We start from the raw sequence: 26,809 nt of genomic DNA, 5'->3' as shown, positions 1-26,809 counted from the left end.
CCTGTTGATTTATTTTTTTAAAACTAAATTCAAATAGATTATTTTATGAGTGAATCAACTTCAACTATCATCAATTCAATAGATATCCAAAATATAGCATCATTCTATGATTTTTCTTTGAATCAAGAAGAGGAGAAATATTTAGAATTTCATGCAAAAAGGTTGGCTTATTTCGTTAATATCACCAAAAAATACACTAAACTTGTCTCTACTAAAAAAGATAAAGCCATCAAAATTTTGGATATTGGGCCTCATTTTCTTACTTTTGCTTTACATAAATATATAGAGAATAATATGACTTTAAATACTCTCGGTTGGGAAAACCGTTTGGCACCTTCAAACATAATTAATCATCATCTAAAATTTGATTTGAATTATGCTCAGCATCAAGAAAAATGGTTATCGGCAGAAGCCCATGATATAGTAATCATGTGCGAAGTCATAGAACATTTATACACAGCACCCGAAATAGTGTTATCATTTTTAAAAACGTTTATTTCCCCTGGCGGATTTCTTATAATAGGTACACCTAATGCTGCTTATTTACCTAATCGAATTCTACTGGCTTTAGGAAAAAATCCTTATGAGAGGATTCGCAAAACTTATGATAATCCCGGTCATTTTAGGGAGTACACAGCCAGTGAATTTAAAGAGATTTGCCAAGAAGTAGGTCTGACCTGTAAGAGTATTGAATACCACGATTTTTCAGAAAAAAAAGGAATAGCTCACAAAATAGTTGGATTAATGGGGAATATTCATCAGCCTTTTAAAAAGTACCTCAGCGTAGTATGTCAAAATTAAGCTGATAAACATACATGAAAGTTTTGCATCTAAACGTTTCTGATTTGATAGGTGGAGCATCTCGTGCTGCTTACCGCCTACACCAAGGACTAATGGGTATTGGCGTGCAGTCTCAGATGTTGGTGCAAACTCAGGATAGCAATGACCAAACGGTGATTGGTCCAAATACCAAGTTAGGTAAAGAGTTTTCTAAGCTAAGACCAGCTCTTACTGGGCTTCCCTTGAAACTCTACCCTGGTGGAGAATTAACTGAATACTCTTCTTCTTGGCTTCCAGATAGTATTGCAACCAGAGTTCCGCAACTTGCTCCTGATGTCATTAATTTGCATTGGATATCAAAAGGTTATATTCAAATTAAAACTCTCGCTAAACTCAATAAGCCTCTCATTTGGACGCTCCATGATATGTGGGCTTTTACTGGTGGCTGTCACTACAGCCATAATTGCGATCGCTACATGAACTCCTGCGGAGCCTGTCCTCAATTGGGAAGCGATCGCAACTGGGATTTATCCCGTTGGCAGTGGCAGAGTAAAACAAAGCACTGGAGACCTCTACATTTGACTCTTGTTTCTCCCAGTTCATGGTTAGCTAAGTGTACTCAAGCCAGTTCTCTTTTCAAAAATAGGCGCGTGGAAGTCATACCTAATGGTCTTGATATACAGAGGTACAAGCCAGTTAATCGGCAAATAGCGCGAGGGCTACTGAATCTACCTCAAGATAAACAGCTTGTGCTTTTTGGAGCAATAAATGCAACAAGTAATCAGAGGAAAGGATTTCACTTGCTGTATCCAGCGCTCCAGAGCTTAAGTCAATCAAGATGGTGCGAGCGACTAGAGTTAGTAATTTTTGGTTCCTCACAACCCCAGAACCCACCCAAGTTTGGTTTTCAATCTTATTACCTAGGTACTTTAAATGATGATATTTCCCTAGCGTTGTTATATGCAGCCGTAGATGTTTTCATTGCACCATCAACTGATGACAACTTACCAAATACCGTGATGGAAGCACTTGCATGTGGCACTCCATGTGTAACTTTCAACATTGGTGGTATGCCAGACATGATTGAGCATCAAAAAAATGGTTACCTAGCTCAACCTGACAATACTGAAGATTTAGCTCAGGGAGTTGCTTGGATTTTAGAGAACAAAGAACGGCATGAAAAGCTATGTTATTTTGCTCGCTTTAAAGTGGAACAAGAATTTACAGTGGAAAAACAAGCATATCGTTATTTAGCTCTTTATGATGAGCTAGTAAATCATTAAGGCTCTTCGGTAGTTGTTATGCTAAACCATTAATTAATCAGGTAACAGGGAACAGGGGAAATGCATGAAAATTCTGTAAGCTTTGCCTAGGAAAGATTTTAAGACGCAATTTATCACGCTTCAATAGGATTTCAAACCCTTGTAAGCGCAACCATTATAAAAAAACTCTCCTAATCGAGGCTCAAATCATGCTCTCTTCCCTTCTTCCCTTCTCCCTATTTGTACTGTTCCTTGTTCCTGTACAAGATGTGAAATTTTAAAAATTGCTAAGTTCTGTTTCTTACAAAAGATTTTAGAAAAGGAGACGACGCAGTGAAAATTCTCCAAGTACACAACGCCTACCGTCATATGGGTGGAGAAGAAGTTGTGGTTGCTGCTGAGCATGAAATGCTCAAGCAGTATGGACATGAAATTCACCAATGGATTTTAGAAAACTCAAGTATTGAGAATGCTAACACTCTTACAAAAGCCAAGATTGCCTTGCAATCAATTTGGTCTACTGAGTCTTACTCGCAAACCCGTAAAAAATTGCAAGAGTTTCAACCAGATATTGTTCATGTCCACAACACAATTCCTTTAATATCACCTTCAGTTTTTGCGGCTTGTCAAGATGCAAGCGTCCCTGTAGTTCACACCTTGCATAACTACAAGCTTATTTGCCCTGGAGCATACCTTTATCGTAATGCAGGTGTTTGCGAAGATTGTGTTGGAAAAACAGTCCCTTATCAGGGTGTAATTCATGGTTGCTACCGTGGGAGTAATTCTCAAACTGCTGTTGCAGTTGCAGGTTTAACAACCCACCGACTGCGAGGAACTTACAAAAACGAAGTGGATATTTACATTGCTTTGACTAGATTTGCTCGTCAAAAGTTTATTGAAGCAGGTTTACCTGCGGAAAAAATTGCGGTAAAGCCTAATTTTGTTACCTCAAATATTGCAATAGGTGAGCATACTGGAGGATATGCATTATTTGTTGGCAAGCTGGTACAATACAAGGGGATAGAAACGCTTCTAAACGCTTGGCATCTTCTAAATGAAGCTATTCCTTTGAAAATTGTGGGTCAGGGACCGCTGGAAATTTTACTAAAGAGTAATTTACCTAATAATGTTGAATATTTGGGACGATTACCAAGAGAAAAGGTTGTAAACCTCATGCAAAATGCTAGCTTTTTGATATTTCCTTCCGAGTGGTATGAACCTTTCGGCATGGTAATTGCTGAAGCTTTTGCAACAGGGTTACCTGTTATAGCTAGTCGCATAGGCGGTATCACAGAGATTGTAAAAGAAGGGTACTCTGGTTGGAATTTCACTCCTGAGGACGCCCAAGATTTAGCTCGTACAGTACAACTAGCTTGGTCGAATCCCGCCGAATTACAACGTCGGAGCGTTCTGGCTCGCGAGCAATACGAAGACCATTACTCCCTGGAACAAAACTATCAAATGATAATGAGCATTTACCAAACTGCTATTGCTTGGCACAAAGATCGTCAATCTTTGACTGTGTTCTAGCCACATTGACACAACATTATAAGTACAGAATTCTCAAGCAGGAACAATGAAAATATCTATCGTTACACCTGTTTATAATGCCGGAAAAACCTTTGAAAGAACTATTTTGAGTGTTATCAATCAATCAATGGATTCAGAACTAGAATACATTGTTATAGATGGTGGTTCAAAGGATAAAACTCTAGAAATACTTAATCGGTATTCCAAGCACATAAACATACTAATCTCAGAAAAAGATAAAGGTGTCTATGATGCCATGAATAAAGGTATATCTCTGGCTACAGGTGACATAATTGGTATTATAAATGCTGATGACTGGTATAACGACGGAGCTTTAAAAAGTGTAGAACAAGCGTTTTTAAAATTTCCAGAAATTTCCGTCGTTCATTCACCTGTGAAAAATTACTTAGAAGGTAAGTATCTAAGTACATTCACCCCAGGAGAATTAGAAAATATGCCATTTAAGCTACCCGTCGCTCATCCTAGCTGTTTTGTAAAAAAGGAAGTCTATGAACGAGTAGGTTTATTTGACTTAAGTTACTCTATGGCTGCTGATTATGACTTTATATTTCGAGCCTATACCTCCGGAGCTAAGTTTCACTGTGTTGATACTCCACTTGCTTCTTTTTCGCTAAACGGTATGACTGGTAAGGTAACAAACAGGCTGAAATTGATTCAAGAGAGTAGGCGAGTCGCTTCTAAATTTGTTTGCGGAACCTCAAACTATCTAGAAGCTAAGCATCGCACATTCTATAACAAATGGTTTATGACGGAGCTAGCGACTCTTCCTATTAAATACTTCGATCCGTTTATCGTTATTAAAGTAAAAGGCTTTTTGAGGCGAAAGATTGGTAAATTGTCATCCGATCGCTATGGAGCTTGGTAAGACGCACGTTCATTCTGTAGTAGATATTACAAATTTTTGACTTCAATTCGTATTTTATGAGACATTCAACGAGAGTAAATATTTGTGGGGTCGAGATTGATCAATACTCATTTGATGAGGTTGTTGAGGCGACCGCAGATCGTGCCGTGTCGGGAAGCACTCCTAAATATGTCGTGACACCCAATGCTCAACATATTGTGACACTGCAACGCGATCCTCATTTCCGTGAGATATATCGCAAGGCTTTTCTAGCAGTACCAGATGGTGTTCCTCTATTATGGGCAGCTAAGTTTTTTAAGACACCGCTCTCAGGTCGGGTTAATGGAACAGATTTGTTCGAGCAGTTATGCAAAATCAGTGCTGAGAGAGGACTTAAAGTTTTTTTGCTAGGTGGTCGTCCTGGAGCATCTCAGAAGGCTGCACAGGTTCTTCAAGCAAGATATCCAAGCCTCAAAATTGCTGGTACTTATTGTCCACCCTACGGGTTCGAGTCAGATCCAGTCGAGTTAAAACGAATTAACTTAGCTATAACTACAGCAGCACCCGATCTTTTGTTTGTTGGATTAGGTGCTCCGAAACAGGAGTATTGGATATACAACAATTACCAGAAGCTTGGTGTTCCAGTATCAATTGGCATAGGGGTTAGCTTTGAATTGGTTTCTGGGATGGTAAAAAGAGCACCAAAGTTGTTACAGAAGACTGGTCTAGAGTGGTTTTTTCGCTTGATAGCAGAACCTCAACGTTTGTGGCGACGCTATTTAGTTGGAAACACCATCTTTATTTTTCTAGTGCTTAAGCAGAAATTCAGGTTGTCCTGATTTTAGTGGGCTTTAACCGTATGTTCAATAACTCGCCACTGAGGCGACGCCATTTTTTATACCTAGGTTTATCAGGTTTGGCAGGGGGTGTTGCTGTCGGAGCAAGAAAACAAATGTATCGAGTTCAGCAGACACAGCAGACACGAGCACTCGATCACCCAAAAAGAGAGTTTACAGTAGTTGGGCAAGCTCCCTTGAAAAAGCGTGCTGTAGCTAAGGGATTAATTTACGGGGCAGCTGCTACACAGTACGATCTAGCGTCAGACGCAAAGTTTACAGCTAGCTTTGTTCAACAGTGTGGCATTTTGGTGCCAGACCTAGATCTTAAGTGGGATGCTTTGCGCCCTGCTCCAGATAAATTTGACTTTACCAAAGCAGATTGGTTAACTGAGTTTGCACAGCGTAACAGTATGCTTTTTCGAGGACACACTTTAGTTTGGGAGCAAGCTCTGCCTAAGTGGTTTAAGGAAACAGTTAGCCCTCAGAATGCTGAGCGATTTTTGATAGAACATATTAATACTGTTGTGAAGCGCTATGCTGGTAAGATGCATTCTTGGGATGTGGTAAATGAAGCAGTTGCCAAGTCCCTTAGCGATCGCTCTGATGGTTTAAGCGTCAATCCGTGGCTCTCGTTTTTGGATAAAAATTACATCGATCTTTCCTTTCGGGTTGCAGCACAAGCAGATCCAACGGCGTTGCTAGTATACAACGATCGGTGGCTAGATTACGATACACCCCGAGACTCTGGGCAGAGATTGGCTGTCTTAAAATTGCTGGAACACTTAAAGTCTATTGGAACGCCCGTGCATGCTCTAGGGATTCAAGCTCATTTGAATGGTGCCGAAACTCGATTTAATGCTACTAAGCTCAGGAATTTTCTTAAGGACGTTGCCAGTCTTGGTCTCAAAATTCTGATTACCGAATTAGATGTGTCAGATCGAGAGTTACCTTCGGCTCCTGCTGTTCGCGATCGCATTGTTGCTGCTGCGTATGAAGACTATTTATCAGTGGTGTTAGATGAACGAGTAGTGATTGCGGTACTAACTTGGCAATTGAGCGATCGTTATACGTGGCTTTCCATGTATCCCCGTTCAGATGCTGCGCTTGTGCGTCCCTTGCCACTTAGCTCAAATCTCGAACCTAAGTTGGCATGGAATGCTATAGCAAGAGCGTTTGATAATGCTCCAAAACGTTGATTTTTTCTCTCCAGCAGAAAATGATTTTATGTTCCTTTCTTGGTGCAAAAGGGACATTCTCCTGCTTTTATTCAGCTTTGACGCTATCTCGCATTGATTCTATAGCAATCCTATTTGATTCATGAAATACATATAGGTAAGGCTAGGCCGCACAAAAGCTTTATGTGTGTGGCATAGCGCTACCTACAGTACTTAAAATTTTTCACGAATGATTTAGAATTGTTATATCTTTGTAACTCTATATCTCTTAATTATGCTTAATTGCTCGGATATCACGCCAGAACTCAAGCAAAGGCTATCTCATGACTTATATTTTGTTCGGGAATTTGCAATATTTTTGCTTCGTTTATTATAACTGTATAGGTGAAAATTGGTATCACTAATATAATTTTACAACTCATCATAGGTTTGTTAGTATCGCTTCTAGATCGAGAATAATCCATTTTTATCTACATAACATAATTCAACTATTTCTTGACTCCATTGGTGAGGCTCGGCACTAATATTTTCTTAGAAATATATCCTTACTTAAATTCAGTTATAAAATACTGTTCGATCTTCAAAAGAGGAGCAAAAAATGTTTGTTGCTCTTTTTTTAAAATTTGCTTCTTAGCAAACATCTATCGGATGTTTGGAATTAGTAAGTTGCTGTTCCTGTAACTGCTATAGGTCATTTCTTTATTTCGAGATTAAACCCTTAGCAGATTTATCAATGAATCATGTCAGATGATTTACTTAAATTTCAATGCACTTCTCCCTATATTCCAAAGGCAATACAAATCATGTCCTTAAAAAATCTATCATCAGGAGTAAATTTTCAGCAAGACCTAAGGTCAGCCAAAGGCACAAGAATACAGAGAGGAATAGCGATTCGATTACTGCGGGTCGTAACACTTATTTGCTTAGATATTATTGCGCTGACCTTAGCATGGAAATTAGCAGTATTTTATGGAACTCCATTAGAGTCTCCTTGGACACAAAAAACATCTTTTCTATTGCTTATTCTAACAGTTGAAATAGGCATAATTGGAGCACAAGGTTTATATCAAGCAGGCACTCATCGTCGTAACTATTTCCGTTTGCTGAAAGCCGTTTCACTATCAGACGTTTTCTTCGTGGTGATTGCTTTTCTTTATGAACCAAATCATTATGTCTCGCGATCAATTTTGCTATTGTTTTGGTTGTGGTCTATAGTCTTTATCTGTACCGGACGTATTCTTTTTGATCTCATTACTAAATTTCTTCGTAAGAAAGGAGCAATTCGCTATCCCGTTTTTTTGATTGCCGATCGAGAAGAGCAAGAGGGGCATATTAGCTTACTAGAACAAGAAAATTGCTACACGGTACAGGGAGTTTCTGAATCTATATGCCTCGATAGAGCTAATAGAGAGGCAACACTAGAATCTCTTCGCAAACAGGGTGTAGTAGAAGCTTTTGTTTCTTGGAATGCAATCAAGAATCGTCTGTATGTTTGCTGGCATTTCCAAACAGCTGGCATTCTCTTGCGAATATTACCAACCGCAGGTGTAGTTCGTTATCCTAAAACAATGCTGTGGATGACTGGAATTGGTGAAGTTCCCTGCCTGACAATTTCATCTCCAATTGTTGCCGGTAGTGCTTTTTGGATAAAGCGGTGTTTTGACCTTTGTTCTTCCATTATTTTGTTAATTATACTCTCACCTGTCTATCTAGCACTCGCCCTGCTGATTAAACTAGATTCTCCCGGAGCTGTCTTTTTCAAGCAAGAGCGTATTGGTTTGCATTGCAAGAAATTTAAAATTTGGAAGTTCCGTACAATGGTTACCAATGCGGAAAATATGCAAAAAGACTTAGAAGCCAAGAACGAAATCAAGGATGGGGTTCTCTTTAAAATGAAAGACGACCCTCGCATCACAAGAATAGGCAAGTTCCTGCGCCGTTACAGTTTGGATGAATTGCCACAACTGTTTAATGTTGTGCTCGGGCAAATGAGTCTTGTTGGTCCCCGCCCTCTTCCCATGAGGGACGTAGAAAAATTCCAGACAACTCACTTTATCCGACAAGAAGTTCTCCCCGGTATTACAGGATTGTGGCAAGTTTCCGGTCGCTCCAATATTGATAACTTTGAAGATGCGGTAAAGTTAGATATCGCTTACATTGAAAGTTGGTCTCTTTGGCTAGATTTAACAATCTTACTCAAAACTGTTAAAGTGGTTTTTGACAAGACAGGAGCATATTAACCCCTACCCCCTACCCCCTACTCTCTAACCCCTCAAATGATTCGCGTCAAACAATTGTTTATCCACCCATTTAAAGGATTAACTCCCCAAAAGTGCGATCGCGTTGAGTTGCGTTCCCAACACGGTATACCCGGAGATAGAGCTTTTGCCTTAATGTTTGATGATGGGGACAAATACCCCGAACTCACAGCAGTCCCTTGGATGAAGAAGCAACACTTTGCCATGCAAAATGATTGGTCGGGGCTAGCCGCACTCGATTGTTCTTATGAGCCAGAGACAGGGATTTTGACAGTCAGGCGTAAAGAAGAAGAATTGTTAGTTGCTGATACACATAGCTTAACTGGACGCGATCGCATTGGTAGTTTTTTCACTGGGTACTTAGCAGGAATTTACCCAAGTCAAACCGCCAGACATCCAAATCGCACATCCATAAAAGTTGTGGGAGATTTTGGCAAAACTCGCTATCCAGATAGAGAAGCGGTGCATATTTCCCTAGTCAGTCAAACGACGATCGAGCATTTGAGTGAGTTAGCAGGACGTTCAATAGATGTGCGTCGCTTCCGTCCCAATATTGTTTTAGATGGCGTTCCTGCTTGGGGAGAATTTGACTGGGTGGGAAAAGAAATGGAACTGGGTACAGCCCGAATCGTTGTTACAGACCGGATCAATCGATGCTTAAATATAGAGGTGAATCCCGAAACGGGAGAGAGGGATACTGCCTTACTTCCTCTGTTAAAAAAGAATTTTCAACATACACAAACTGGTGTATTGGCAAGGGTTGTTACCAGTGGTAGCGTGGCAGTAGGAGAGATATTGAAGTAATGGTTAGCACCTGGGTATGTTGCTAGCGGAGAGATTCAACAACAACTGTTGTTGCTATTAAACAAAACAAGAGAAGCCCCAAACGCCAAACACTGGCGATCGCAGAACTCAGTAGAAATATAGCAATATTTGCGGCTCCGAAACTCAGCGATAAAACGTAGGCAACTGCAAACCCAAATAGAAACAGGAAAAAGTATTTGAGGAACCTAGAAGCCAAGTTAAATAAACGGCTTTGTCGATCTTGATTCATGATGATAACCTCAGTGTAAAAGTTGTTTAAACCTTATGTCTTCCCTTCCGACATCTGGCTCCTGCTTTTTACCTTGTCCGAAGGACCGTTAGAGGATGTTTGAAAAATCCTTTCATCAGTAGCAAAACATTCAAGATCCCCCTAAATCCCCTGATAAATTGAGGGACTTTAAGAGTATTTTCCCCCCTTTTTAAGGAGGGCTAGGGGGGATCGCTAAGTGCCTAAAATCACAGCTAACTACTTTTCAAATAACCTCTTAAACAAAAAAGTCGGTGAGTGCTTGAATCACTCCACCGGCTTGTAAACTTCTCGTTTCTTGAAAGCCATATGTTTCAATAACCTACAAATATTTGGTTGTGTTCTCAGTTCCGCTCAAGCTGTCAGTTTTCTTAACTGTTAAGTAGCTGTGCTGGATATCTTCAAGAGCGATTTTTACGGCTAAGCCTCCATCCCACCCAATTTTCAAGAACTTTTTCGTAGGTTTGTTGGATTTTTTCTAATTCTTCCTTACTCAGATGATAGCGTTGGCTAACATGCCCGCCCAGTTCAACAATAGTCTCGTAGTTGCCTTTTTTGCTGCGGATAACAAACTCGCCGTGTTGTGTCACTGACAAGGTCTCAAGCAGCAAAAAATTAAGGTGAGAAAACACTGGGTGTAATTCAATAGAGGAAGCTTGCTTTGGAATAATGTCAATATTTCCTTCATCTTGCAGTCTAATCGGCAACGCGTCCAGAGGCTTGTCTTCGATCTTTAAGTGCATTCTAATGCCATGAGAATCACTGAAGAATTCAGGAAATCTTGAGCGTGAGAAGGTCATATCAGTTCCTCCGTAACGTTGAGTGCCGATCGCTTCAGCGCAAGCCGCATCCGGCTTAGCGCAACTACAGTTATTTAGTCTGTGGGTGGAAAGCTGCAAATATCTATGTTTTAAGGAAACACTCCCAATGTTGTTACCTCACATATATATAACTTGTATGTAATATACTATATAACTTTTTTTTCTGGCAAGTCCCTACAGTTGAACCTACCTTAAGGTATACATACTGTAAATTAATTTATAGTTTCTCTACGGTTTTTTCTCACGTTGCTATAATGAGCCTGCTTGCAGTCACTGTTAAAAATACTCTTTTCTCAATTATTCAACCATGTTATAAAAAGTTATCTCACATACTATTATGTTGTGTGGAGTCAAGATCGCATGGAAAACGCTACCAATATGTCTCAACTTCCAGAAACTTTTATCGTAGAGGTAGCAACCAGATCTGGTGTTACTAAAACAGAGTTAGATGCTTTATTGTTGGCATTAGGTAATCTTTCAGGTACCGAAATAGCTTCTAAGTTGGAAATTTCTCAAGCAGCTGTGAGAAAAAGATTGGGAGAAAGTTACCGTAAATTTGGTATCGAGGGGAGTGGTAACAAAAAACTTAACAACCTCAGACAACAGCTAATAGCTCAATACCAAAATCAAGCAAATATAAATGTAGAGGTTGGGAAAATACCTCAAGAGGATTGGGGCGAGGCTGTTGATGTAGATGGTTTTTGGGGTCGCGAAGAGGAAATTGCCAAGTTAGAACAGTGGATCGTGGGGGATAATTCTCAACGCTGTCGGATGGTAGCCGTGTTGGGAATAGGAGGTATAGGTAAGACCGTTTTAGCAGCACAGTTTGCTAAAAAAGTACGGGAAAATTTTGATTATCTTATTTGGCGATCGCTCAGCAATGCTCCACCTATAGGTGATATTCTCACACAGCTACTCCGCTTTCTACCTAAAGATCCAGAACACGACTTGCCGGACAATGACAACAGCAAAATACTGCGGTTAATCAACGTTTTGAGAGAGCACCGTTGCTTGATCGTTTTAGATAAAGTGGAAACCGTGCTTCGCAGTGGTGAAGGTAGGGCTTATGAAAGGGCGGGCGAGTATGAAGAAGGATATGAAAAGTACGGCTATTTCTTTAAGAAAATAGCTGAAGCAGGACATGAAAGTTGTCTGTTGCTTATTGGTAGAGAAAAGCCCAAGCAAGTGGCAATATTGGAAGGGAAAAATTTACCAGTGAAGGTGTTGCACCTTTTGGGACTGAATTTAGCAGAAGCAAGGGCTATGCTCAAAGATAAGGGGTTTTCTTGTTCTGATATCCAGTTGAAGGAATTAGTAGAGAGATACTCCGGTAACCCACTGGCTTTAAAGATAGTTGCTACCACCGTTTATGACTTATTTAGCAATAATGTTGGTGAATTTTTAAACCAAATTCACCAAGAAACGGCAGTTTATGGTGATATTCGGTCTCTTTTAGACCAGCAATTCAATCGCCTGTCAGAATTAGAGAAACAACTGATGTACTGGCTGGCTATCCATCGGGAATATGTTTCCTTTAGAGAATTAAAAGCAAATTTAATTACTTCAGAACCCGCACCTAGAGTGTTAGAAGCAGTCGAGTCTTTATTGCGGCGATCGCTAATCGAAAAAGAAGCAGGTTCGGGTAGGTTTCGTCACCAGTCTGTAGTCATGGAATACGTGACAGAAAGAATCATAGAGCAAGCTTTTGAAGAAATCAGCCAAGCAAGAACTCACGAATTTCTGAATGCTTACCCGTTGATGAAAGCGCGTTCTCTCGAATTTATCCACAAAACTCAGGAAAAACTGATTTTAGAGCCTTTAAAAAATAAACTATTAAACGTTTTTGATGACCAATTAGAGTCTCATCTCCGTAGAATGTTAGCGAGTTTACAGAAATACCATCACCTAAAAAAGGGATATGCCGCTGGGAACTTAATCAATTTATTGCGCCAAATTCAGATTGACAGCACTCAAGTTGATTTAAGCGGGCGTGATTTTTCAGACTTAACTATTTGGCAAGCCTATCTTAAGGATGTGAAATTACAGGATACAAGCTTTACAAATGCTGACTTAACGGGTTCGGTATTTACGGAAACAATGTCGAGTCTGGTTTCAGTCAGATTTAGCCCCAATGGGGAGTACTTTGCTATCGGTACAATTAGCGGGGAAGTTCGTTTGTGGCGGACTGTAGATATTAAACAAATTCGTATTTTTAGAGGACACACTGCTTGGGTTTGGGCATTTGCTTTTAGCGCAGATAACCAACTTTTGATAAGCGGTAGCGCAGACTACACTATCAAAGTGTGGGATGTACATACGGGTATGTGTCTGAGAACCCTAAGCGAACACACCAATAAAGTTTATACAGTTGCTTTCCAACCCAAAAGTTGGATTTTGGCAAGTGGTAGTGAAGACGAAAGCATTAAACTTTGGGATGTGCGTACAGGAGAATGTATAAAAACCCTAAACGGTCACAAAGATTGGGTTTGGTCAGTCACTTTTAGCCCCACAGACTCCAGTCTTTTAGCAAGTGCTAGTGCTGACGGTAAGATTAAAATTTGGGATATCAACACTGGTGAATGCTTAAAAACAATAGAAGGGCATAGCGGTGAGGTTTACTCTGTTGCTTTCAGTCCGAACGGTCAACTTTTGGCTAGTAGCGGTGAAGACCGAAAGGTTAAACTTTGGGATGTCGAGCAAGAAAAATGCCTGAGAACGTTCATCGGTCACCAGAAAATAGTTTACTCAGTACGCTTTAGTCCAAATGGAAAAACTCTTGCAAGTTGCGGAGAAGATCGCACTATCAAAATCTGGAACGTTCCTTCAGGTGAATGTTTGCGGACTTTAGAAGGGCATAACAGTCAAGTCTGGGCGATCGCATTTACATCCAGTCCCGATGGACGTACCTTAATTAGCAGCAGTGACGATCAAACAGCAAGACTGTGGGATGTAGAAACAGGAAACTGCTTGTATGTTTTGCAAGCATATACCCGTGGAGTTTACTCGGTCGTATTTAGTCCCAATAACGAAATTTTAGCAAGTGGCGGTGATGAGCCAACAATAAAGCTATGGAAATTAAGTACAGGTGAGTGTTATCCCATAGAAGGACATCAAGGACGTTTGCGTTCTGTTGCTTTTAGCCCTGATGGACAACTTCTCGCAAGTGCAGGTTGCGACAATACCATTAAATTTTGGGATATTACAGACATTAGCAACACTACATGCACCCGAATACTCAAAGGACATACTAACTGGGTGTGGACAGTTGTTTTCAGTTCAGACGGGCGAATTCTAGCCAGCAGTAGCGAAGACAAAACAGTACGAATTTGGGATTCTCACACAGGTGAGTGTCTGAAAGTTTTAGAAGGGCATACTCATTGGGTTTGGACGGTAGCGATCGCTCCCGATGGTAGTACACTTGCAAGTGGAAGTGCTGACAGCACGGTCAAACTTTGGGATCTTCATACAGGTCAATGTATTGGCACTTTAGACAAGCATAGAGATTTAATTTGGTCCGTCGCGATCGGTCCCAACGGGCAATTTTTAGCAAGTGGTAGCGAAGACCAAACAGTTAGGCTGTGGGACATGAAAACAGGTCAATGTCTCCATAAGTTGGAAGGACACAGCAAACAAGTTTATTCAGTAGCCTTCAGCCCGGATGGGCAAATCCTTGCAAGCGGTAGTGGTGACGGAACCGTTAAATTGTGGCAAGTCAACACGGGTTTGTGTCTGGATACCCTGACACGAGGACACACAGCAGCAATCCGTTCCGTCGCCTTTAGTTCTGACGGTCGTCTACTTGCTAGTGGTAGTGAAGATGAAAACATTCAACTTTGGGATGTACAAAAGTGTAGCCGATTGCGTCTTCTTAAATCGGATCGGCTTTACGAACGCATGGAAATTACAAATATTACTGGTTTGACAGACGCAGAGAAAGCTTCTTTAAAGGCTTTGGGTGCAATAGAACAAGGAGAGAGAACGATCTAACCCTCACCCTCCACCCTTGAAAAGGGAAGGAACTGGAAATTTTAGGATTTCTTTATTTAACAGTGTGTTAATCGGATAATAAAATTGCCGCTTCTTGATTTTTGCTACCGCAATCAACCCCATGAAAACAACCCGTCGAAAAGCCTCAGTTAGCAGCCGCATGGTAAATCGGCATGGAAGGTTCAACGTCTTGCGAAAAGGAATGTCTCACAAACACTGGCACGATCCGTACCATTTGCTACTAACACTTCCTTGGTATTACACCTTATTACTGATCGGTTTGGGGTATATTACAGCTAATGCCCTATTTGCCTTGGCGTATATTCTAGGAGGCGATGGTATAGAAAATGCACGTCCGGGTAACTTCTTTGATGCATTCTTCTTTAGCGTTCAGACAATGGCATCTATTGGCTATGGGGCATTGTATCCCAAAACAGCGTATGCGAACTTTTTAGTCACAGTTGAATCTCTACTGGGGTTGATAGGATTGGCAATGGGAAGTGGGTTAATGTTTGCTCGATTTTCTCTCCCTAAAGCACGAGTCCTGTTTAGCAATATTGCAGTTATTACACCGTACAATGATGCTCCAACTCTGATGTTTCGAGTTGCTAACGAACGGGACAATTTGATTTTAGAAGCACAAGTTCGGGTGACTCTAGCACGGACTGAAATTACCAAAGAAGGTGATGTAATGCGTCGGTTTTACGATATGTCTCTTGTTCGCAGTCAATCGCCTCTTTTTGCTTTGACTTGGACAGTCATGCATATCATTGATGAGAATAGCCCTCTTTATGGAGTCTCATCTGAGGACATGGTAAAAGATGAGATGGAAGTGGTAGTTACTTTAACAGGGCTTGATGAAACAGTTTCTCAAACAATCCACTCCCGTCACTCCTATATATCTGAGGATATTATTTGGAATATGAGGTTTGTCGATATTTTAGGGAAAACAAAGGACGGCAGACGCTGTGTCAACTATGCGCGGTTTCATGACGTTGTTTCTTTGGATGAACAGAGGAATACACTGGGGGGGTGTTAACGATCTGTTAGGCAATTAATAGTACTTCTCGATAAATCATACCGCAAGCATAAACTCCTATAAGTGCAAATCACTTTACAGGTAGAGGATGCTTTCTAATCAACCTTTTATCTTTAAATAACTAGCAATAACAACTTGGAGAAAAAGTATATGGGTTGGTTAAAAAGACTTTTTGGAATGGAAAAGCCACACAATGCACAAGTAAATCCTACTCCACAGCCAGCACAACAAGCTACCCGTGCTGCTACTCCTTCAGCCACTGAAACAGTTCCCCCCGAGCGTGTGGGATTAAACGGAGAGTACGATCAAAGCGGTTTGGCTAAGCGAGTTGCTCTTGCGTTTGACCAAGACAATCAACTTGATGATATCGATACTCTTTGGGTTGCTCAAACAGGTAGCACTGTAGTCCTCAAGGGCAAAGTTCCCAGCCAAGACATTCTGCAAAAAATGGTTTCCGTAGCGCGTTCGGTTAATGGTGCAACAGCAGTCGATACGAGCCAAGTGAGCGTTGGCTAGTTAACAGTGACAGCGCTCGGTTAAATTCTAATGTGTTCTCTGCGCCTGGTACGGTTCAAGATTAAAAGTCATTTATTTAACCGTAGAGGCACAGAGAATCGGAGGAACAAGAACTTTAAATCAAACAGTTGCTTTCACCAAAATTCTTATTCAACCAATCTAAAATGACCTGGTTGATTAATTCTGGCTGTTCATCGTGAGGACAATGCCCCACATTCTCAACATCTAGCACCTCTAACCTCTCATTATACCGAGCAAATTGACGGGCAAGTGCAGGGGGAACAAGTCTATCTTTTTGTCCCCAAATCAGCAACATTGGAATTTGTAATGTTGGCAAAACGGTTTTGACGCTTGGACCAAAATTAGCATCTATCGTCGCTCTAAATAAGGCAGTAAAAGCACGAGCAGAACCTCTATCCTGAGGTGGACCCGTTAAAATCTCTATCAGTTCATCGGTAATAGCCTCTGGGTTAGCATAGGCGAGACTTGCCCAACGACGCACTACACCAGGTCGGCGGATGACATTAAATAAGGGTTGAAGCAACAGTGGGGAAGCAACAAAACTTTTGATACCTGCGACAACGGGTCTTAAGACAGGAGGTAAAGCTTCTCTTTCCAATGATGGATCGGGTAAGTTCATCATGACCAAGCCACGCACCATATCGGGATAGGTGGCTGATGCGGAGAAGGAAACTAGCGAACCAAGAGAATTACCTATTAAGATGGCTGGTTGGTTGATGAAGGTTTTCCAAAAATCGTAAACTTGGTCTACCCAAAGCTGTACGCTGTATTTAACTGGGGCTTTTTCAGAAGCACCCCATCCCAACATATCGAGAGCATATATTGTATGGTGTTCGCCCAGTACTTCTATATTATGTCGCCAGTGACCGATAGAAGCACCGAACCCATGTAGTAGAATGACCGGGGTTGTTTTGCGATCGCTCTGTCTTTGACGGATATAGGTATAACGCGTTTGCCAACCCCGCCAAACCCAGTCTCTTTGATGTCCGACTCGTTCCTGCCAGTGTACTACATTCACACGCCTCTCCAGTTCATCTTCCATAATCTCTGCCAAGCGATCGCCAAACGGTGCTGACAAAAGGTAGTTTCTGTATATATTCTAGATTAGAGAAAAAATTCAATTTGCCCTGCTACCCGTGCTTACACCCCTTTTTTCAAAAAAACAAGTTTTTTTTAATAAATAGCAAAAATCAACTACTTGTATAATGTGAAATTTGTATTTCCGTCAATATACGGGTAGAGAAAATGTCAATGACTTGACAAAAGGCTTGACAATCGTTAAATAATACTACTGTGGTGTAATTTAAATTAACGATAAGACAGAAATCGTCTTAGAGTGGGTAGAATGAGGACAGATAAAAGAATGACAGAGAAAACCTGCTATGGATATAGTTACTCTAGAGCTATAGCTTTCTTTGTGAGTTCTCAGTTATTTTAGTATTTTCTCTCTGACGCGTACTACTAACAACCTTACCAAATTCTTAACAACAGCTCCCACAAAATCCATGTCTGTGATTGAAAAGAAAAGAAATCGCGATCTGCCCCAAATTAACGAACGTATTCGCTTTCCGAAGATTCGGGTGATTGACACTGATGGTGCTCAGCTGGGTATTTTAACACCCCAGGAAGCACTGCAAATGGCAGAGGAAAAAGAGCTTGACCTCGTGCTGTTAAGCGACAAAGCAGACCCACCTGTTTGTCGGATTATGGACTACGGGAAATACAAGTTTGAGCAAGAGAAGAAGGCGCGAGAAGCTCGAAAGAAGCAGCACACGGCTGACGTCAAAGAAGTTAAGATGCGTTACAAGATAGAAGAACACGACTACAACGTGCGAGTCAAACAAGCAGAGCGTTTTCTCAAAGATGGTGATAAAGTCAAAGCGACTGTGATGTTCCGAGGTAGAGAAATTCAGCACAGTGATATGGCAGAAGAACTGCTCAAGCGAATGGCAACAGACTTGGAATCAGTGGGTGAAGTGCAGCAAGCACCCAAGAAAGAAGGGCGAAACATGATGATGCTGATTTCTCCCAAGAAATAATTTTTAAATGCGACGGGTAAAATCCATCGTGTTACCTCTCTCGAGCCGATAAAGATACCTTTTGCATACTTGGCAGTGAAATTTTTTTCATCAGAACTGCCTTGAAAATAAAAGGCATGGGGCGGTTATTGTCAACCATTGTGTATGGGTGGGCGATGTCCGCCCTCCTTTTTTTAGGGAGAAGAATAATAAATCATGCATATGCTGATAGTCCTGAGCTCTGAGTGGGCAAACTATACTCAGTTGCTCAGGGCTTTTGCTATGGTGACTAACTATTCCAACAAGTAAAATGCATGGAACTAAAAAATCACCTATGGACTCCAAATAAAGGTGTTCTACCACGACTCCTACAATGGGTGAATCTTCGACCGGAGGAGAGCGATCGCACTTGGCTTATGTTCGCCTTTTATACAACTACTTCAGTAGGATTGCGATGGTCTGAAGATAGTACGGTAGCTTTATTTCTTGATAAATATGGAGCGCAGTACCTACCTTGGATTTATATAGCCAGTGCAGTCAATGGAACTTTGTTGGTATATTTATACTCTTGGTTGCAACAAATTTTTCCCCTGCGTCAGATTATAGTGGCGATCGCACCTTGTATGTTTTTGCCACTTATAATCTTCAACTGGGGAATGCAATTTCCCTACTTAGGAGCGATCGGCATATTTCTCCTCAGACTCTGGGTAGACGCTTTTTACGTCGTTAACGAACTCAACACCTCCATAGCAGCCAATCAGTTATTTAATATTAGAGAAATTAAACGTGCTTACCCACTCGTTAGCAGCGGTATTTTAGTTGCTGATGTCATTAGTGGCTTTAGCTTACCTTTTTTATTAATCTTCGTCGGGCTGGAAAACGTGATTATGCCCTTCGCTGGTGTGTTTATCACATTAGGGGCGCTGATTCTCTGGCATTTAAGTAGAAACTACCAACAAGTTTTCCCTGATACCCCATTACGAGAAGTTCCAGAAATCCGCCACTCTCAAGGACGCCACCTTTCCGGTCCTCTCAAGCAATATGCTTTCCTGTTATTTGGTTTTTTTGCCCTGCTACACCTTATTGGTCTGTTAGTAGATTTTCAGTATCTTACTCAGTTGGAGTCAAACTTTGCAGGTAAAGACATCGCTAGTTTCCTTGGTGTTTTAGGTGGTGTTACGGGTATCTGCGAACTGATGATGCAGTTATTTGTTTCCAGCAGGGTTCTCGAACGTTTTGGAGTCTTTTTTAGTGCGGCTACTTTACCATTAAGTGTAGGCATTCTCATGCCAGTGGCGATCGCACTCCTGTGTTTTCTTCCAGGAAGCCAGTCACAAAAATTTTTATGGGGTTTGGTCGTTCTTAAATTCTCAGATGAACTTCTGCGCTACACCTTAGTAACAAGTAGCGGACCCTTATTATTCCAACCTATTCCAGACAAAATACGCAGCTACGTACAGGCGCTCTCAAGTGGTATAGCAGAAGCCTTTGCAACAGGAATAGGGGGAGTTTTTATTTTAGTCTCCTTCTGGTTTGCCAAATTATTTATACTGTCCCAACACAACTTCATTTTGCTGGGAGAAACAATAGCAGTTGCTTTAGTTTGTGTGGGCGTTATTTTAGTCATGCGATCGCGCTACGTAAACTTACTAGTCTTAAGTGCAGGACGGGGAAATCTCAGTGGAACGGATGTAGATTTACGTGCATTCAAGCAAGCCGTCATCAAAGCTTTAGGCGAACAAGGTACAGAAGCAGATAAACACTCCTGTATTGAACTTTTATCTCAAATTGACTCTAAAGGAGCAGGGGAAATTCTAGCCCCCCTGCTTGTAAAATTACCACCTTCATTACAAATTCACAGTTTAGAAGTCATGCTTGCGGGAGGTGCAAATCCTGCATACTTACCAGAAATTCGAGCTTTATTAGATGCATCCAACGAAAGAGTTGCGGCTCAAGTTTTTGCTCTTGCGTTGCGCTACCTATGGCTTGCGGAATCAAATCCAAATCTTACCGAACTAGAAGAGTATCTAAAACACCAACAACACTCTGTAATTCAAGCAACTGCTGCTGTACTTTTGTTGCGTTATGGGAAACCAATGCAAAGAGTGGAAGCAATACATATTTTGCGGCGGATGCTAACTCATAAAGATGAACGCGTGCGAGTCAATGCAGTCAAAGCACTATCAGAAGCCGTTTATTTACAAGAATTGCGAATTTATATTCCCAATTTATTACAGGATGAATCTTTGCGCGTGCGGTGTGCTGCCTTGGAAATGATTGCAAGAACCCATTTAGAAGAATATTACTCGGCATTAGTCAATGGGCTTCATTACAAATCAACTAGAAATACAGCCATGCAATCTCTCGTGCATCTAGAGAATGAAACCCTATCTTTATTGGTTGGCTTAGCTACTAACATTTACAAACCAGAAGTTGTACGGATGTACGCTTGGCGGACTATCGGTCAAATCTCTACCTTGGAAGCCATGGATGCTTTATGGCAACATTTGGAAACTTCTAAAGGTACAACCAGATATCATATCCTTCGCACCTTACTGAAAAGATATCAACAAGAGGGAATTGTCAATTTATTAGATAAGACGCTTGAAAGTAAGATCAAAAGATTAATTGATAAAGAGTTAAAATTTTTAGGTTATATTTACGCTGCTTATATCGAGCTTGATACACGTGACAAGCTGGAAAAAACTCAATACAGTGACAAATTGAATATTGTATGCGATTTACTCCAAAGGTCACTTTTAGAATTAGAAATTGATGTGAAAGACCGATTGTTACTGCTATTAGAGTTTCTTTATTCTTCCGAAAAAATTAAAGCAGTAGCCTTTAATCTCAGATCCGAATCTGCCAAAAATTCTGCAAGAGGCTTGGAGATTTTAGACCATACTATCAAGTTACCTAATAAATCTGTATTGTTAACTATTTTAGATAAGCGATCGCCCAAGGAAAAACTGCAAAAAATTGTAGAAAAGGGCATAGTCCCATATCAAAAAATGGAATTAGGCGAGCGAATCCGAAGTTTAATAATAGATAAAGAGTCGCTTTCCGATTGGTGTTTGGCGTGCTGTTTCCATTATGCACAAGTTGCTCGCATACGATTAACCAGCGAACAAGTTTTAGAGAGTTTGCGCCATCCCACAGGTTATGTTAGAGAAGCAGCGATCGCATACTTATACGTAGTTTCCCGCCGCGTTCTTCTAGAACTTATACCCCAATTAAAAAACGATCCACACCCCCTCGTTGCCACTCAAATCAAGCGTCTTATTGCAAAATATGGAGTTAATTGTTAGTGGTTAGTTCTGTCAGAAATGAAACATGGAGAAATCAAATTTTGAGGATTTACAAGTTTTTAAACTTTCTGAAAAGCTGGCAGATATAATACTGAAATTACACTAACAACTCACAACTAACAACAAACCAATATGTTAACCAGCGTCGATCGTTTATTATTTGTCCGAAGAGTACCAATTTTCAAAGAATTACGAGATGATTTTCTTGTTCGTTTAGCATCAGTCATGGATGAATTGTCTTTTCCCAGCAATTACACCATTTTTCGGCAAGGGGAACAAGGGCGATCGCTGTATATAGTTGTTTCAGGGGTTGTGAAAGTTCATATAGGAAACCAACAATTAGCTATTTTTCCTAAAGGAGAATCTTTTGGTGAAATGGCAGTGTTTGATGCTCAAACCCGTTCTGCTTCTGCGACAACTTTAGAACCTTGTGATTGTTTGGAACTCACTCAAGAACAACTGTACGATGCTATAGAAGAAACTCCTGAAATTGCAGTGAATATTATTGGCGTACTATCACGGCGCATTCGGGAGTTAAATGAAAAAATTAATGCTATGGGTACGAGAAATTACTGATGACTGATGTCAAAAATTTCTTAATTTATCGGGGACTTAGCGGGATTTAACGTTTTGAAAACACACTCCAAGGGGGGGTTAATTCAAGTTGTTTGTACGGCATAGCTTTTTTCGGGTAAATTTCTAAGAAACACTTGGATCGTCTCCTGCTTTGAGTTCCTTTAAAATCTGTTCTATTTGCCTGATTTTTTCGGGTCTGTCTTGAGACTTAAAAATATTTAAAGCTTTTTCTAAAGATGCGATCGCTTCATTGCGTTTTCCTTGTTCCCAAAGTGCTTGGGCTATATTAGTCAGGGCATCACCGTAATCGGGATTAATAGCCAGTGCTTTCTGATATGCTGTTATAGCTTCATCCCAACGTTGTTGGCTTGCAAAAACAGATCCAAGGGCATTATGGGCAAGAGCATATTTAGAATTTTTTTGAATAGCTTTTTCATATTCTTTAATAGCATCTTCTTTTTTTCCCTGACGAAATAGGACATTACCTAACTGATAATATCCAAAGGAATAATCGGGATACTTTTTAACTAACTTACGTAAATTTTCTTCTGCACCCTTTAAATCACCTTGGTTAAATAAAGTATTTGCCACTTGAACAAGTTGCGATCGCTCTTGCTGTGTGGTATCTGAGAATTGCGCCAGTCTTTGTTCCCGTGTATGTTGTTTATCAATGGTGAAATGACTGACTTTGGCAACAACCATTTGTGATGAATTTGTAACAGTTAAGATACCCAGCATCAAGTAACTAGAAACGTGAAAAGAAACTAATTTGTTAAGATTCTTTGACTTCATGCTGAAAATTTTTCTACTACTAGGGGTCATATAATAATCTTTACCACAAAAGACGAAGAAGCTTCTAGAAGCAACATTTGGGATGTAGATCTCACATAAGCGATCGATGATTATAATCGGGATAGACCTTCCGTAAATTACCGTAATGCCCATATGTGAGGACAAAATTTTTTAAGTAATTTTTCGTTTCACTTAAAAGTATAGTTAATTTTATTCTCAGTAAAACCATGCACGGCAAGCGTAAAAATCTCGATATTTTAAACTTAGCTGGACTTGCGATCGCGGGGTTCAGTCTAGTCTTTGTAACTTTAGCAACCACCATCTTCATTTCTCCCAAGTTAGTTGCGGCTAAAGAAGATAACCGACTTGCAAAAGCATCTACAGAACTACCAATTGTAAAATCAGCAGCTTTGGGTATAGATATGAACGTACCTTGGTCAAAAACCGTTCTAATTAAAGACCCCTTTGAAGGGAATTACGTTGGTATATTTGACCGCCACTCCTTCTATAAAACTTTTCTAAATGTTAACTCTAAGTTTGAAGTCATTAGCCTCTGGAGAAAAAATTCTGTTCGCATTCTTTTATCTTATCGCGAACGCGATTGCTTTTCTGGATACGGTTTATACCCTTACACTAAGATATCAGGAACGGGATGTTTGGGAGCTAAAAATACCATTAAGATAACTAACCTTTATATCAAACTTGGAGAGAAGGTATTTCGCCTTGAGGGAAACAACAGTACTTTTGACGTTAGCTCTGAGTTAGCAACAGCCCTCAAAAACTCCCCGGCTGAAAATGTCGATATTAGGCTTGTAGCTGAAAGTGGAGAAGCAGTAGATAGTGAAATTGGCAAAAGAACTGTAGAAGGTTGGAAAAATATTTTTTAAATGCTGGAGTAATTTTTGCTTCTTTTCTATCCTGGCTCTCTAAGTAACGGTACAATAGTCACTAATTTTCAAAGCCTAAAAACCAAACTATGACGATGCATCCTTTATTGCAACGTGCATTTACTGACCGCAATGTCCTCAAAGTTATCGCCGGCTTGAATAACTTCGATTCCCAGCGTGTAGCTGAGATTGTTAAAGCAGCCCATCACGGCGGTGCTACTTTTATTGATATTGCAGCGAGTCCAGAATTGGTCAAAACAGCAAAATCTTTGACAAATTTGCCAATTTGTGTATCAGCCGTAGAGCCAGAAAAATTCGTACAAGCTGTAGAAGCTGGTGCTGACTTAATTGAAATTGGTAACTTTGATTCTTTCTACGCTCAAGGGCTGAGATTTGAAGCCGAGGAAGTTTTAGCACTGACTTACCAAACTCGTGCTTTGCTTCCTGAAATTACCCTCTCTGTCACCGTTCCTCACATCTTGACACTAGACCAACAAGTACAACTGGCAGAGGAATTAATTAAAGCTGGTGCTGATATTATTCAAACAGAAGGTGGAACCAGTAGCAATCCTACTCACCCTGGAGTGCTGGGACTGATTGAAAAAGCAGCCCCCACATTAGCAGCAGCTTATGAAATTTCTCGTGCCGTTTCAGTTCCCGTACTCTGCGCTTCCGGTATTTCCAACGTAACAGCACCCCTAGCAATTGCAGCTGGTGCTGCTGGTGTTGGCGTCGGTTCTGCCATCAACCAACTCAATAGCGAAGTCGCAATGATTGCGGCTGTACGCGGTTTGGTAGAAGCGTTAGGAACAGCGACTGTCGTTAAGAGTTAATAGATAGTGGTTAGCGGTTAGTTATTCTACTAACCACTAACCACTAACCCCTACCCCTAACCACTAACCTCCCTCAAAGCAAATATCACTTGATTTTGCTGTTCTTCTGACAATTCGGGGAACATGGGTAAGGATAAAACCTCCTTACAGGCTTGTTCTGCAACTGGCAATTGTCCTATTTGATATCCCAAACTTTCATAGACGGGCTGTAGGTGTAATGGATGGGGATAATACACCATTGTATTAACACCTCGTTCTTGCAATCGATCGCGAAGCCAGTCTCTGTTGTTATCTAAGACGCGAATGGTATATTGATTCCACACTCCCATACCCCCTGCTAATTCTTGGGGCATGATAATATTGGTCAGATGACTCAAAGACTGGTGATAACGAGAAGCAACTTGTCGCCGTTGGTTATTCCAAATATCTAAATAGCCTAGCTTAATCTGTAAAATAGCAGCTTGGATGGCATCTAATCGACTGTTAACACCAATTTCCTCGTAGTGATAGCGGTTTTTTTGACCGTGCTCTTTTATAATTCGTAGCTTGGCTGCAATTTGCGGATCGTTGGTTGTTATCGCCCCTCCATCACCACAAGCTCCTAAATTTTTGGTTGGGTAAAAACTAAAGCAGCCTATATGCCCAATGCTTCCTACTTTCTGCCCCGCCCAACTTGCACCGGTAGACTGAGCGCAGTCTTCTATTATGACTAAATTGTGAGTTTGTGCAACATCCATTAAGCTCGTCATATCAACAGGTTGACCAAAGAGATGAACTGGAATAATCGCTTTGGTTTTTGGTGTAATTGCTGCCACAACTTGTTCCACATTTAAATTAAATGTGGTTGCATCAATATCAACAAATACGGGTTTTGCACCTACAGCACTCACAACTTCTGCAGTGGCAATAAAAGTAAAAGGTGTAGTAATAACTTCGTCACCCGAGCCAATATTAAAAGCTCTCAGAGCCAAATATAATGCATCTGTTCCAGAATTACAGGCTACACATTCACTTACACCAGTATACGCAGCAAACTTTTGCTCAAAACCTTCTACAACAGAACCACCGATGTAGCGACCGGAAGCTAAAACTTGTAAAACGGCTGTACTTACCTCTGCTTCAATATTAGTGTATTGTTGCTTAATATCAAAGGCAGGAACGGAATTAATGCTTTGAATCATGAGTTTTTTTAATGAGAAATATCATCAAGGGATTTTTGCTTATTGAATTCTGAGTCAAAAAGCTGCGGCTAAACTGTTGTCTCAAATACGTAAAGCAAGCGTTTTTACTTAGTTTTCTCTACTAAGAACCAACACGGGGAATTAAAGTTCCTGAACCATTTGGGTGTTTTAGAGTAGTTAGTAGTTAGAGTTAGTAAAACAACTAACAACTAACTACTAACCACTACCCAAGGGAGTATAAAACTCATGCAGGATTTAATAAAGCTAGATTTTGTTGATTTGGCTTTGGCTGTTGCATTCATGGGAGTAGCTATAGGTTTGTCTGCATGGGAAAAAATTGGACTAGAGCTGAGTTTAGCCCTCGCTACTGGAAGAACCATCCTACAACTTGCAGTCTTAGGGTATGTTATGGAGTTCATTTTTTCTCTTGACACTCCTTGGGCTGTTTTGGGGATTTTAGCAGTAATCCTGACGATTTCGGCACTTGTGGCACGAAATCGCATTGATAAAAAAATACCTCAAATGTTGCCGCTTGTGTGGGGGTCAATTTTTATCAGTACAAGTCTGACTCTGATTTATACCACTCTATTGATACTTCAACCGGATAAATGGTACGAGCCACAGTATTTTATTCCATTAGCCGGTATAGTTTTAGGCAATGCTATGAATGCAGCTGCGATCGCAGGAGAACGTTTCGTCAGCGCTATTGATGCCAATCAATTGGAAATTGAAACTCATTTAAGCTTGGGTGCGACTCCCTGGCGAGCAGTTGCACAATACCGCCAGGAAGCTGTCCGTGCTGCATTTATTCCCACACTCAACCAGATGCTGGCGATTGGTTTGGTGACGCTACCAACAATCATGTCCGGACAGTTATTAAGTGGTGTAAATGCTCGTGAAGCCGCCTCCTACCAAATTCTCATTACGTTTACCATCGCTTTTACCAATCTGCTGACAACACTATTGTTGACGCGAGGACTGAGCCGACAATTTTTTAACTCTGCGGCTCAGCTTGTTAGATAGAACTGGGGGATCGCATCTCCCCCTTT

Annotated in this window: 22 protein-coding genes; 17 read left to right on the top strand and 5 right to left on the bottom strand. The window is 40.7% G+C overall.

Going from position 1 to position 26,809, the window contains the following annotated elements; all coding sequences use genetic code 11:
- Window positions 1–45 precede the first annotated feature (45 nt).
- From HC643_RS24930 to HC643_RS24895, 8 genes are all read left to right on the top strand, one after another.
- A complete protein-coding gene (locus HC643_RS24930; RefSeq protein ID WP_038089943.1) occupies window positions 46–801 on the top strand; it encodes a methyltransferase domain-containing protein in 756 nt (251 codons plus the stop codon).
- A gap of 14 nt (window positions 802–815) precedes the next feature.
- The gene (locus tag HC643_RS24925) at window positions 816–2,063 is read left to right on the top strand and encodes a glycosyltransferase family 4 protein (RefSeq protein WP_038089940.1); all 1,248 of its coding nucleotides are present in this window, start codon (window positions 816–818) and stop codon (window positions 2,061–2,063) included.
- Between the two features lie 312 nt (window positions 2,064–2,375).
- The gene (locus HC643_RS24920; RefSeq protein WP_038089937.1) at window positions 2,376–3,572 is read left to right on the top strand and encodes a glycosyltransferase family 4 protein; all 1,197 of its coding nucleotides are present in this window, start codon (window positions 2,376–2,378) and stop codon (window positions 3,570–3,572) included.
- Between the two features lie 46 nt (window positions 3,573–3,618).
- Complete coding sequence (locus HC643_RS24915; RefSeq protein WP_038089934.1) at window positions 3,619–4,458, top strand: glycosyltransferase family 2 protein; 840 nt, start codon at window positions 3,619–3,621, stop codon at window positions 4,456–4,458.
- Between the two features lie 56 nt (window positions 4,459–4,514).
- Window positions 4,515–5,276 (top strand): WecB/TagA/CpsF family glycosyltransferase, encoded by a 762-nt coding sequence (locus HC643_RS24910; protein WP_038089929.1) that lies wholly within the window; start codon window positions 4,515–4,517, stop codon window positions 5,274–5,276.
- A gap of 20 nt (window positions 5,277–5,296) precedes the next feature.
- A complete protein-coding gene (locus HC643_RS24905) occupies window positions 5,297–6,472 on the top strand; it encodes an endo-1,4-beta-xylanase (protein WP_038089927.1) in 1,176 nt (391 codons plus the stop codon).
- Between the two features lie 782 nt (window positions 6,473–7,254).
- The gene (locus HC643_RS24900) at window positions 7,255–8,691 is read left to right on the top strand and encodes a sugar transferase (RefSeq protein WP_038090021.1); all 1,437 of its coding nucleotides are present in this window, start codon (window positions 7,255–7,257) and stop codon (window positions 8,689–8,691) included.
- Between the two features lie 36 nt (window positions 8,692–8,727).
- Window positions 8,728–9,513: an MOSC domain-containing protein gene (locus HC643_RS24895; protein WP_038089924.1), complete on the top strand. Its 786-nt coding sequence runs from the start codon at window positions 8,728–8,730 to the stop codon at window positions 9,511–9,513.
- A gap of 22 nt (window positions 9,514–9,535) precedes the next feature.
- On the opposite strand, the gene HC643_RS24890 is transcribed toward HC643_RS24895, so the two are convergent.
- A complete protein-coding gene (locus HC643_RS24890; RefSeq protein ID WP_038089921.1) occupies window positions 9,536–9,763 on the bottom strand; it encodes a hypothetical protein in 228 nt (75 codons plus the stop codon).
- A gap of 419 nt (window positions 9,764–10,182) precedes the next feature.
- Window positions 10,183–10,581, bottom strand: a complete 399-nt coding sequence (locus HC643_RS24885) for a hypothetical protein (RefSeq protein WP_038090018.1) — start codon at window positions 10,579–10,581, stop codon at window positions 10,183–10,185.
- 381 nt (window positions 10,582–10,962) lie between these two features.
- Between HC643_RS24885 and HC643_RS24880 the strand changes: the two genes are divergently transcribed.
- The 3 genes from HC643_RS24880 (at window position 10,963) to HC643_RS24870 (ending at window position 16,144) form a co-directional block, all read left to right on the top strand.
- Complete coding sequence (locus tag HC643_RS24880) at window positions 10,963–14,589, top strand: WD40 domain-containing protein (protein WP_038090017.1); 3,627 nt, start codon at window positions 10,963–10,965, stop codon at window positions 14,587–14,589.
- A 121-nt stretch (window positions 14,590–14,710) separates the two neighbouring features.
- Window positions 14,711–15,628, top strand: coding sequence for an ion channel (locus tag HC643_RS24875; RefSeq protein ID WP_038089918.1), 918 nt, complete (start codon window positions 14,711–14,713; stop codon window positions 15,626–15,628).
- 150 nt (window positions 15,629–15,778) lie between these two features.
- Entirely contained in the window at window positions 15,779–16,144 is a 366-nt protein-coding gene (locus HC643_RS24870) for a BON domain-containing protein (protein ID WP_038089914.1), read from the top strand.
- Window positions 16,145–16,259: 115 nt separating this feature from the next.
- Here HC643_RS24870 and HC643_RS24865 read toward each other — a convergent pair whose 3' ends face one another.
- Window positions 16,260–17,207, bottom strand: coding sequence for an alpha/beta fold hydrolase (locus tag HC643_RS24865; RefSeq protein WP_038090015.1), 948 nt, complete (start codon window positions 17,205–17,207; stop codon window positions 16,260–16,262).
- 463 nt (window positions 17,208–17,670) lie between these two features.
- On the opposite strand from HC643_RS24865, the gene infC reads away from it, so the two are divergent.
- From infC to HC643_RS24850, 3 genes are all read left to right on the top strand, one after another.
- A complete protein-coding gene (infC, locus tag HC643_RS24860) occupies window positions 17,671–18,204 on the top strand; it encodes a translation initiation factor IF-3 (RefSeq protein ID WP_038089910.1) in 534 nt (177 codons plus the stop codon).
- Window positions 18,205–18,497: 293 nt separating this feature from the next.
- The gene (locus tag HC643_RS24855) at window positions 18,498–21,491 is read left to right on the top strand and encodes a hypothetical protein (protein WP_038089907.1); all 2,994 of its coding nucleotides are present in this window, start codon (window positions 18,498–18,500) and stop codon (window positions 21,489–21,491) included.
- A gap of 132 nt (window positions 21,492–21,623) precedes the next feature.
- Window positions 21,624–22,067, top strand: coding sequence for a Crp/Fnr family transcriptional regulator (locus HC643_RS24850; RefSeq protein WP_038089904.1), 444 nt, complete (start codon window positions 21,624–21,626; stop codon window positions 22,065–22,067).
- Between the two features lie 123 nt (window positions 22,068–22,190).
- On the opposite strand, the gene HC643_RS24845 is transcribed toward HC643_RS24850, so the two are convergent.
- Window positions 22,191–22,859, bottom strand: a complete 669-nt coding sequence (locus HC643_RS24845; protein WP_038089900.1) for a tetratricopeptide repeat protein — start codon at window positions 22,857–22,859, stop codon at window positions 22,191–22,193.
- Between the two features lie 227 nt (window positions 22,860–23,086).
- Here HC643_RS24845 and HC643_RS24840 point away from each other — a divergent pair, with 227 nt between their 5' ends.
- Both HC643_RS24840 and HC643_RS24835 read left to right on the top strand, forming a co-directional pair.
- Window positions 23,087–23,746: a hypothetical protein gene (locus HC643_RS24840; protein ID WP_038089898.1), complete on the top strand. Its 660-nt coding sequence runs from the start codon at window positions 23,087–23,089 to the stop codon at window positions 23,744–23,746.
- 89 nt (window positions 23,747–23,835) lie between these two features.
- A complete protein-coding gene (locus HC643_RS24835; RefSeq protein WP_038089896.1) occupies window positions 23,836–24,579 on the top strand; it encodes a DUF561 domain-containing protein in 744 nt (247 codons plus the stop codon).
- A 56-nt stretch (window positions 24,580–24,635) separates the two neighbouring features.
- Here HC643_RS24835 and HC643_RS24830 read toward each other — a convergent pair whose 3' ends face one another.
- Window positions 24,636–25,760, bottom strand: coding sequence for a DegT/DnrJ/EryC1/StrS family aminotransferase (locus HC643_RS24830; protein WP_038089894.1), 1,125 nt, complete (start codon window positions 25,758–25,760; stop codon window positions 24,636–24,638).
- 246 nt (window positions 25,761–26,006) lie between these two features.
- On the opposite strand from HC643_RS24830, the gene HC643_RS24825 reads away from it, so the two are divergent.
- Complete coding sequence (locus HC643_RS24825) at window positions 26,007–26,783, top strand: ABC transporter permease (RefSeq protein WP_038089892.1); 777 nt, start codon at window positions 26,007–26,009, stop codon at window positions 26,781–26,783.
- The last annotated feature ends 26 nt before the right edge of the window (window positions 26,784–26,809 follow it).

Source organism: Tolypothrix bouteillei VB521301 (assembly GCF_000760695.4).
Taxonomy (GTDB): domain Bacteria; phylum Cyanobacteriota; class Cyanobacteriia; order Cyanobacteriales; family Nostocaceae; genus Scytonema; species Scytonema bouteillei_A.
Note: the sequence above shows the minus strand (reverse complement) of the source record. Positions and strands in the feature narration are given on the sequence as shown.

Coding starts and splice junctions, on each gene's coding strand:
- HC643_RS24890 (WP_038089921.1), bottom strand. CDS start 9,763: ATGAATCAAGATCGACAAAGCCGTTTATTTAACTTGGCTTCTAGGTTC.
- HC643_RS24900 (WP_038090021.1), top strand. CDS start 7,255: ATGTCCTTAAAAAATCTATCATCAGGAGTAAATTTTCAGCAAGACCTA.
- HC643_RS24870 (WP_038089914.1), top strand. CDS start 15,779: ATGGGTTGGTTAAAAAGACTTTTTGGAATGGAAAAGCCACACAATGCA.
- HC643_RS24895 (WP_038089924.1), top strand. CDS start 8,728: ATGATTCGCGTCAAACAATTGTTTATCCACCCATTTAAAGGATTAACT.
- HC643_RS24910 (WP_038089929.1), top strand. CDS start 4,515: ATGAGACATTCAACGAGAGTAAATATTTGTGGGGTCGAGATTGATCAA.
- HC643_RS24925 (WP_038089940.1), top strand. CDS start 816: ATGAAAGTTTTGCATCTAAACGTTTCTGATTTGATAGGTGGAGCATCT.
- HC643_RS24915 (WP_038089934.1), top strand. CDS start 3,619: ATGAAAATATCTATCGTTACACCTGTTTATAATGCCGGAAAAACCTTT.
- HC643_RS24825 (WP_038089892.1), top strand. CDS start 26,007: ATGCAGGATTTAATAAAGCTAGATTTTGTTGATTTGGCTTTGGCTGTT.
- HC643_RS24930 (WP_038089943.1), top strand. CDS start 46: ATGAGTGAATCAACTTCAACTATCATCAATTCAATAGATATCCAAAAT.
- HC643_RS24880 (WP_038090017.1), top strand. CDS start 10,963: ATGGAAAACGCTACCAATATGTCTCAACTTCCAGAAACTTTTATCGTA.
- HC643_RS24855 (WP_038089907.1), top strand. CDS start 18,498: ATGGAACTAAAAAATCACCTATGGACTCCAAATAAAGGTGTTCTACCA.
- HC643_RS24875 (WP_038089918.1), top strand. CDS start 14,711: ATGAAAACAACCCGTCGAAAAGCCTCAGTTAGCAGCCGCATGGTAAAT.
- HC643_RS24830 (WP_038089894.1), bottom strand. CDS start 25,760: ATGATTCAAAGCATTAATTCCGTTCCTGCCTTTGATATTAAGCAACAA.
- HC643_RS24840 (WP_038089898.1), top strand. CDS start 23,087: ATGCACGGCAAGCGTAAAAATCTCGATATTTTAAACTTAGCTGGACTT.
- HC643_RS24850 (WP_038089904.1), top strand. CDS start 21,624: ATGTTAACCAGCGTCGATCGTTTATTATTTGTCCGAAGAGTACCAATT.
- HC643_RS24885 (WP_038090018.1), bottom strand. CDS start 10,581: ATGACCTTCTCACGCTCAAGATTTCCTGAATTCTTCAGTGATTCTCAT.
- HC643_RS24835 (WP_038089896.1), top strand. CDS start 23,836: ATGACGATGCATCCTTTATTGCAACGTGCATTTACTGACCGCAATGTC.
- HC643_RS24845 (WP_038089900.1), bottom strand. CDS start 22,859: ATGAAGTCAAAGAATCTTAACAAATTAGTTTCTTTTCACGTTTCTAGT.
- HC643_RS24905 (WP_038089927.1), top strand. CDS start 5,297: ATGTTCAATAACTCGCCACTGAGGCGACGCCATTTTTTATACCTAGGT.
- HC643_RS24865 (WP_038090015.1), bottom strand. CDS start 17,207: ATGGAAGATGAACTGGAGAGGCGTGTGAATGTAGTACACTGGCAGGAA.
- infC (WP_038089910.1), top strand. CDS start 17,671: ATGTCTGTGATTGAAAAGAAAAGAAATCGCGATCTGCCCCAAATTAAC.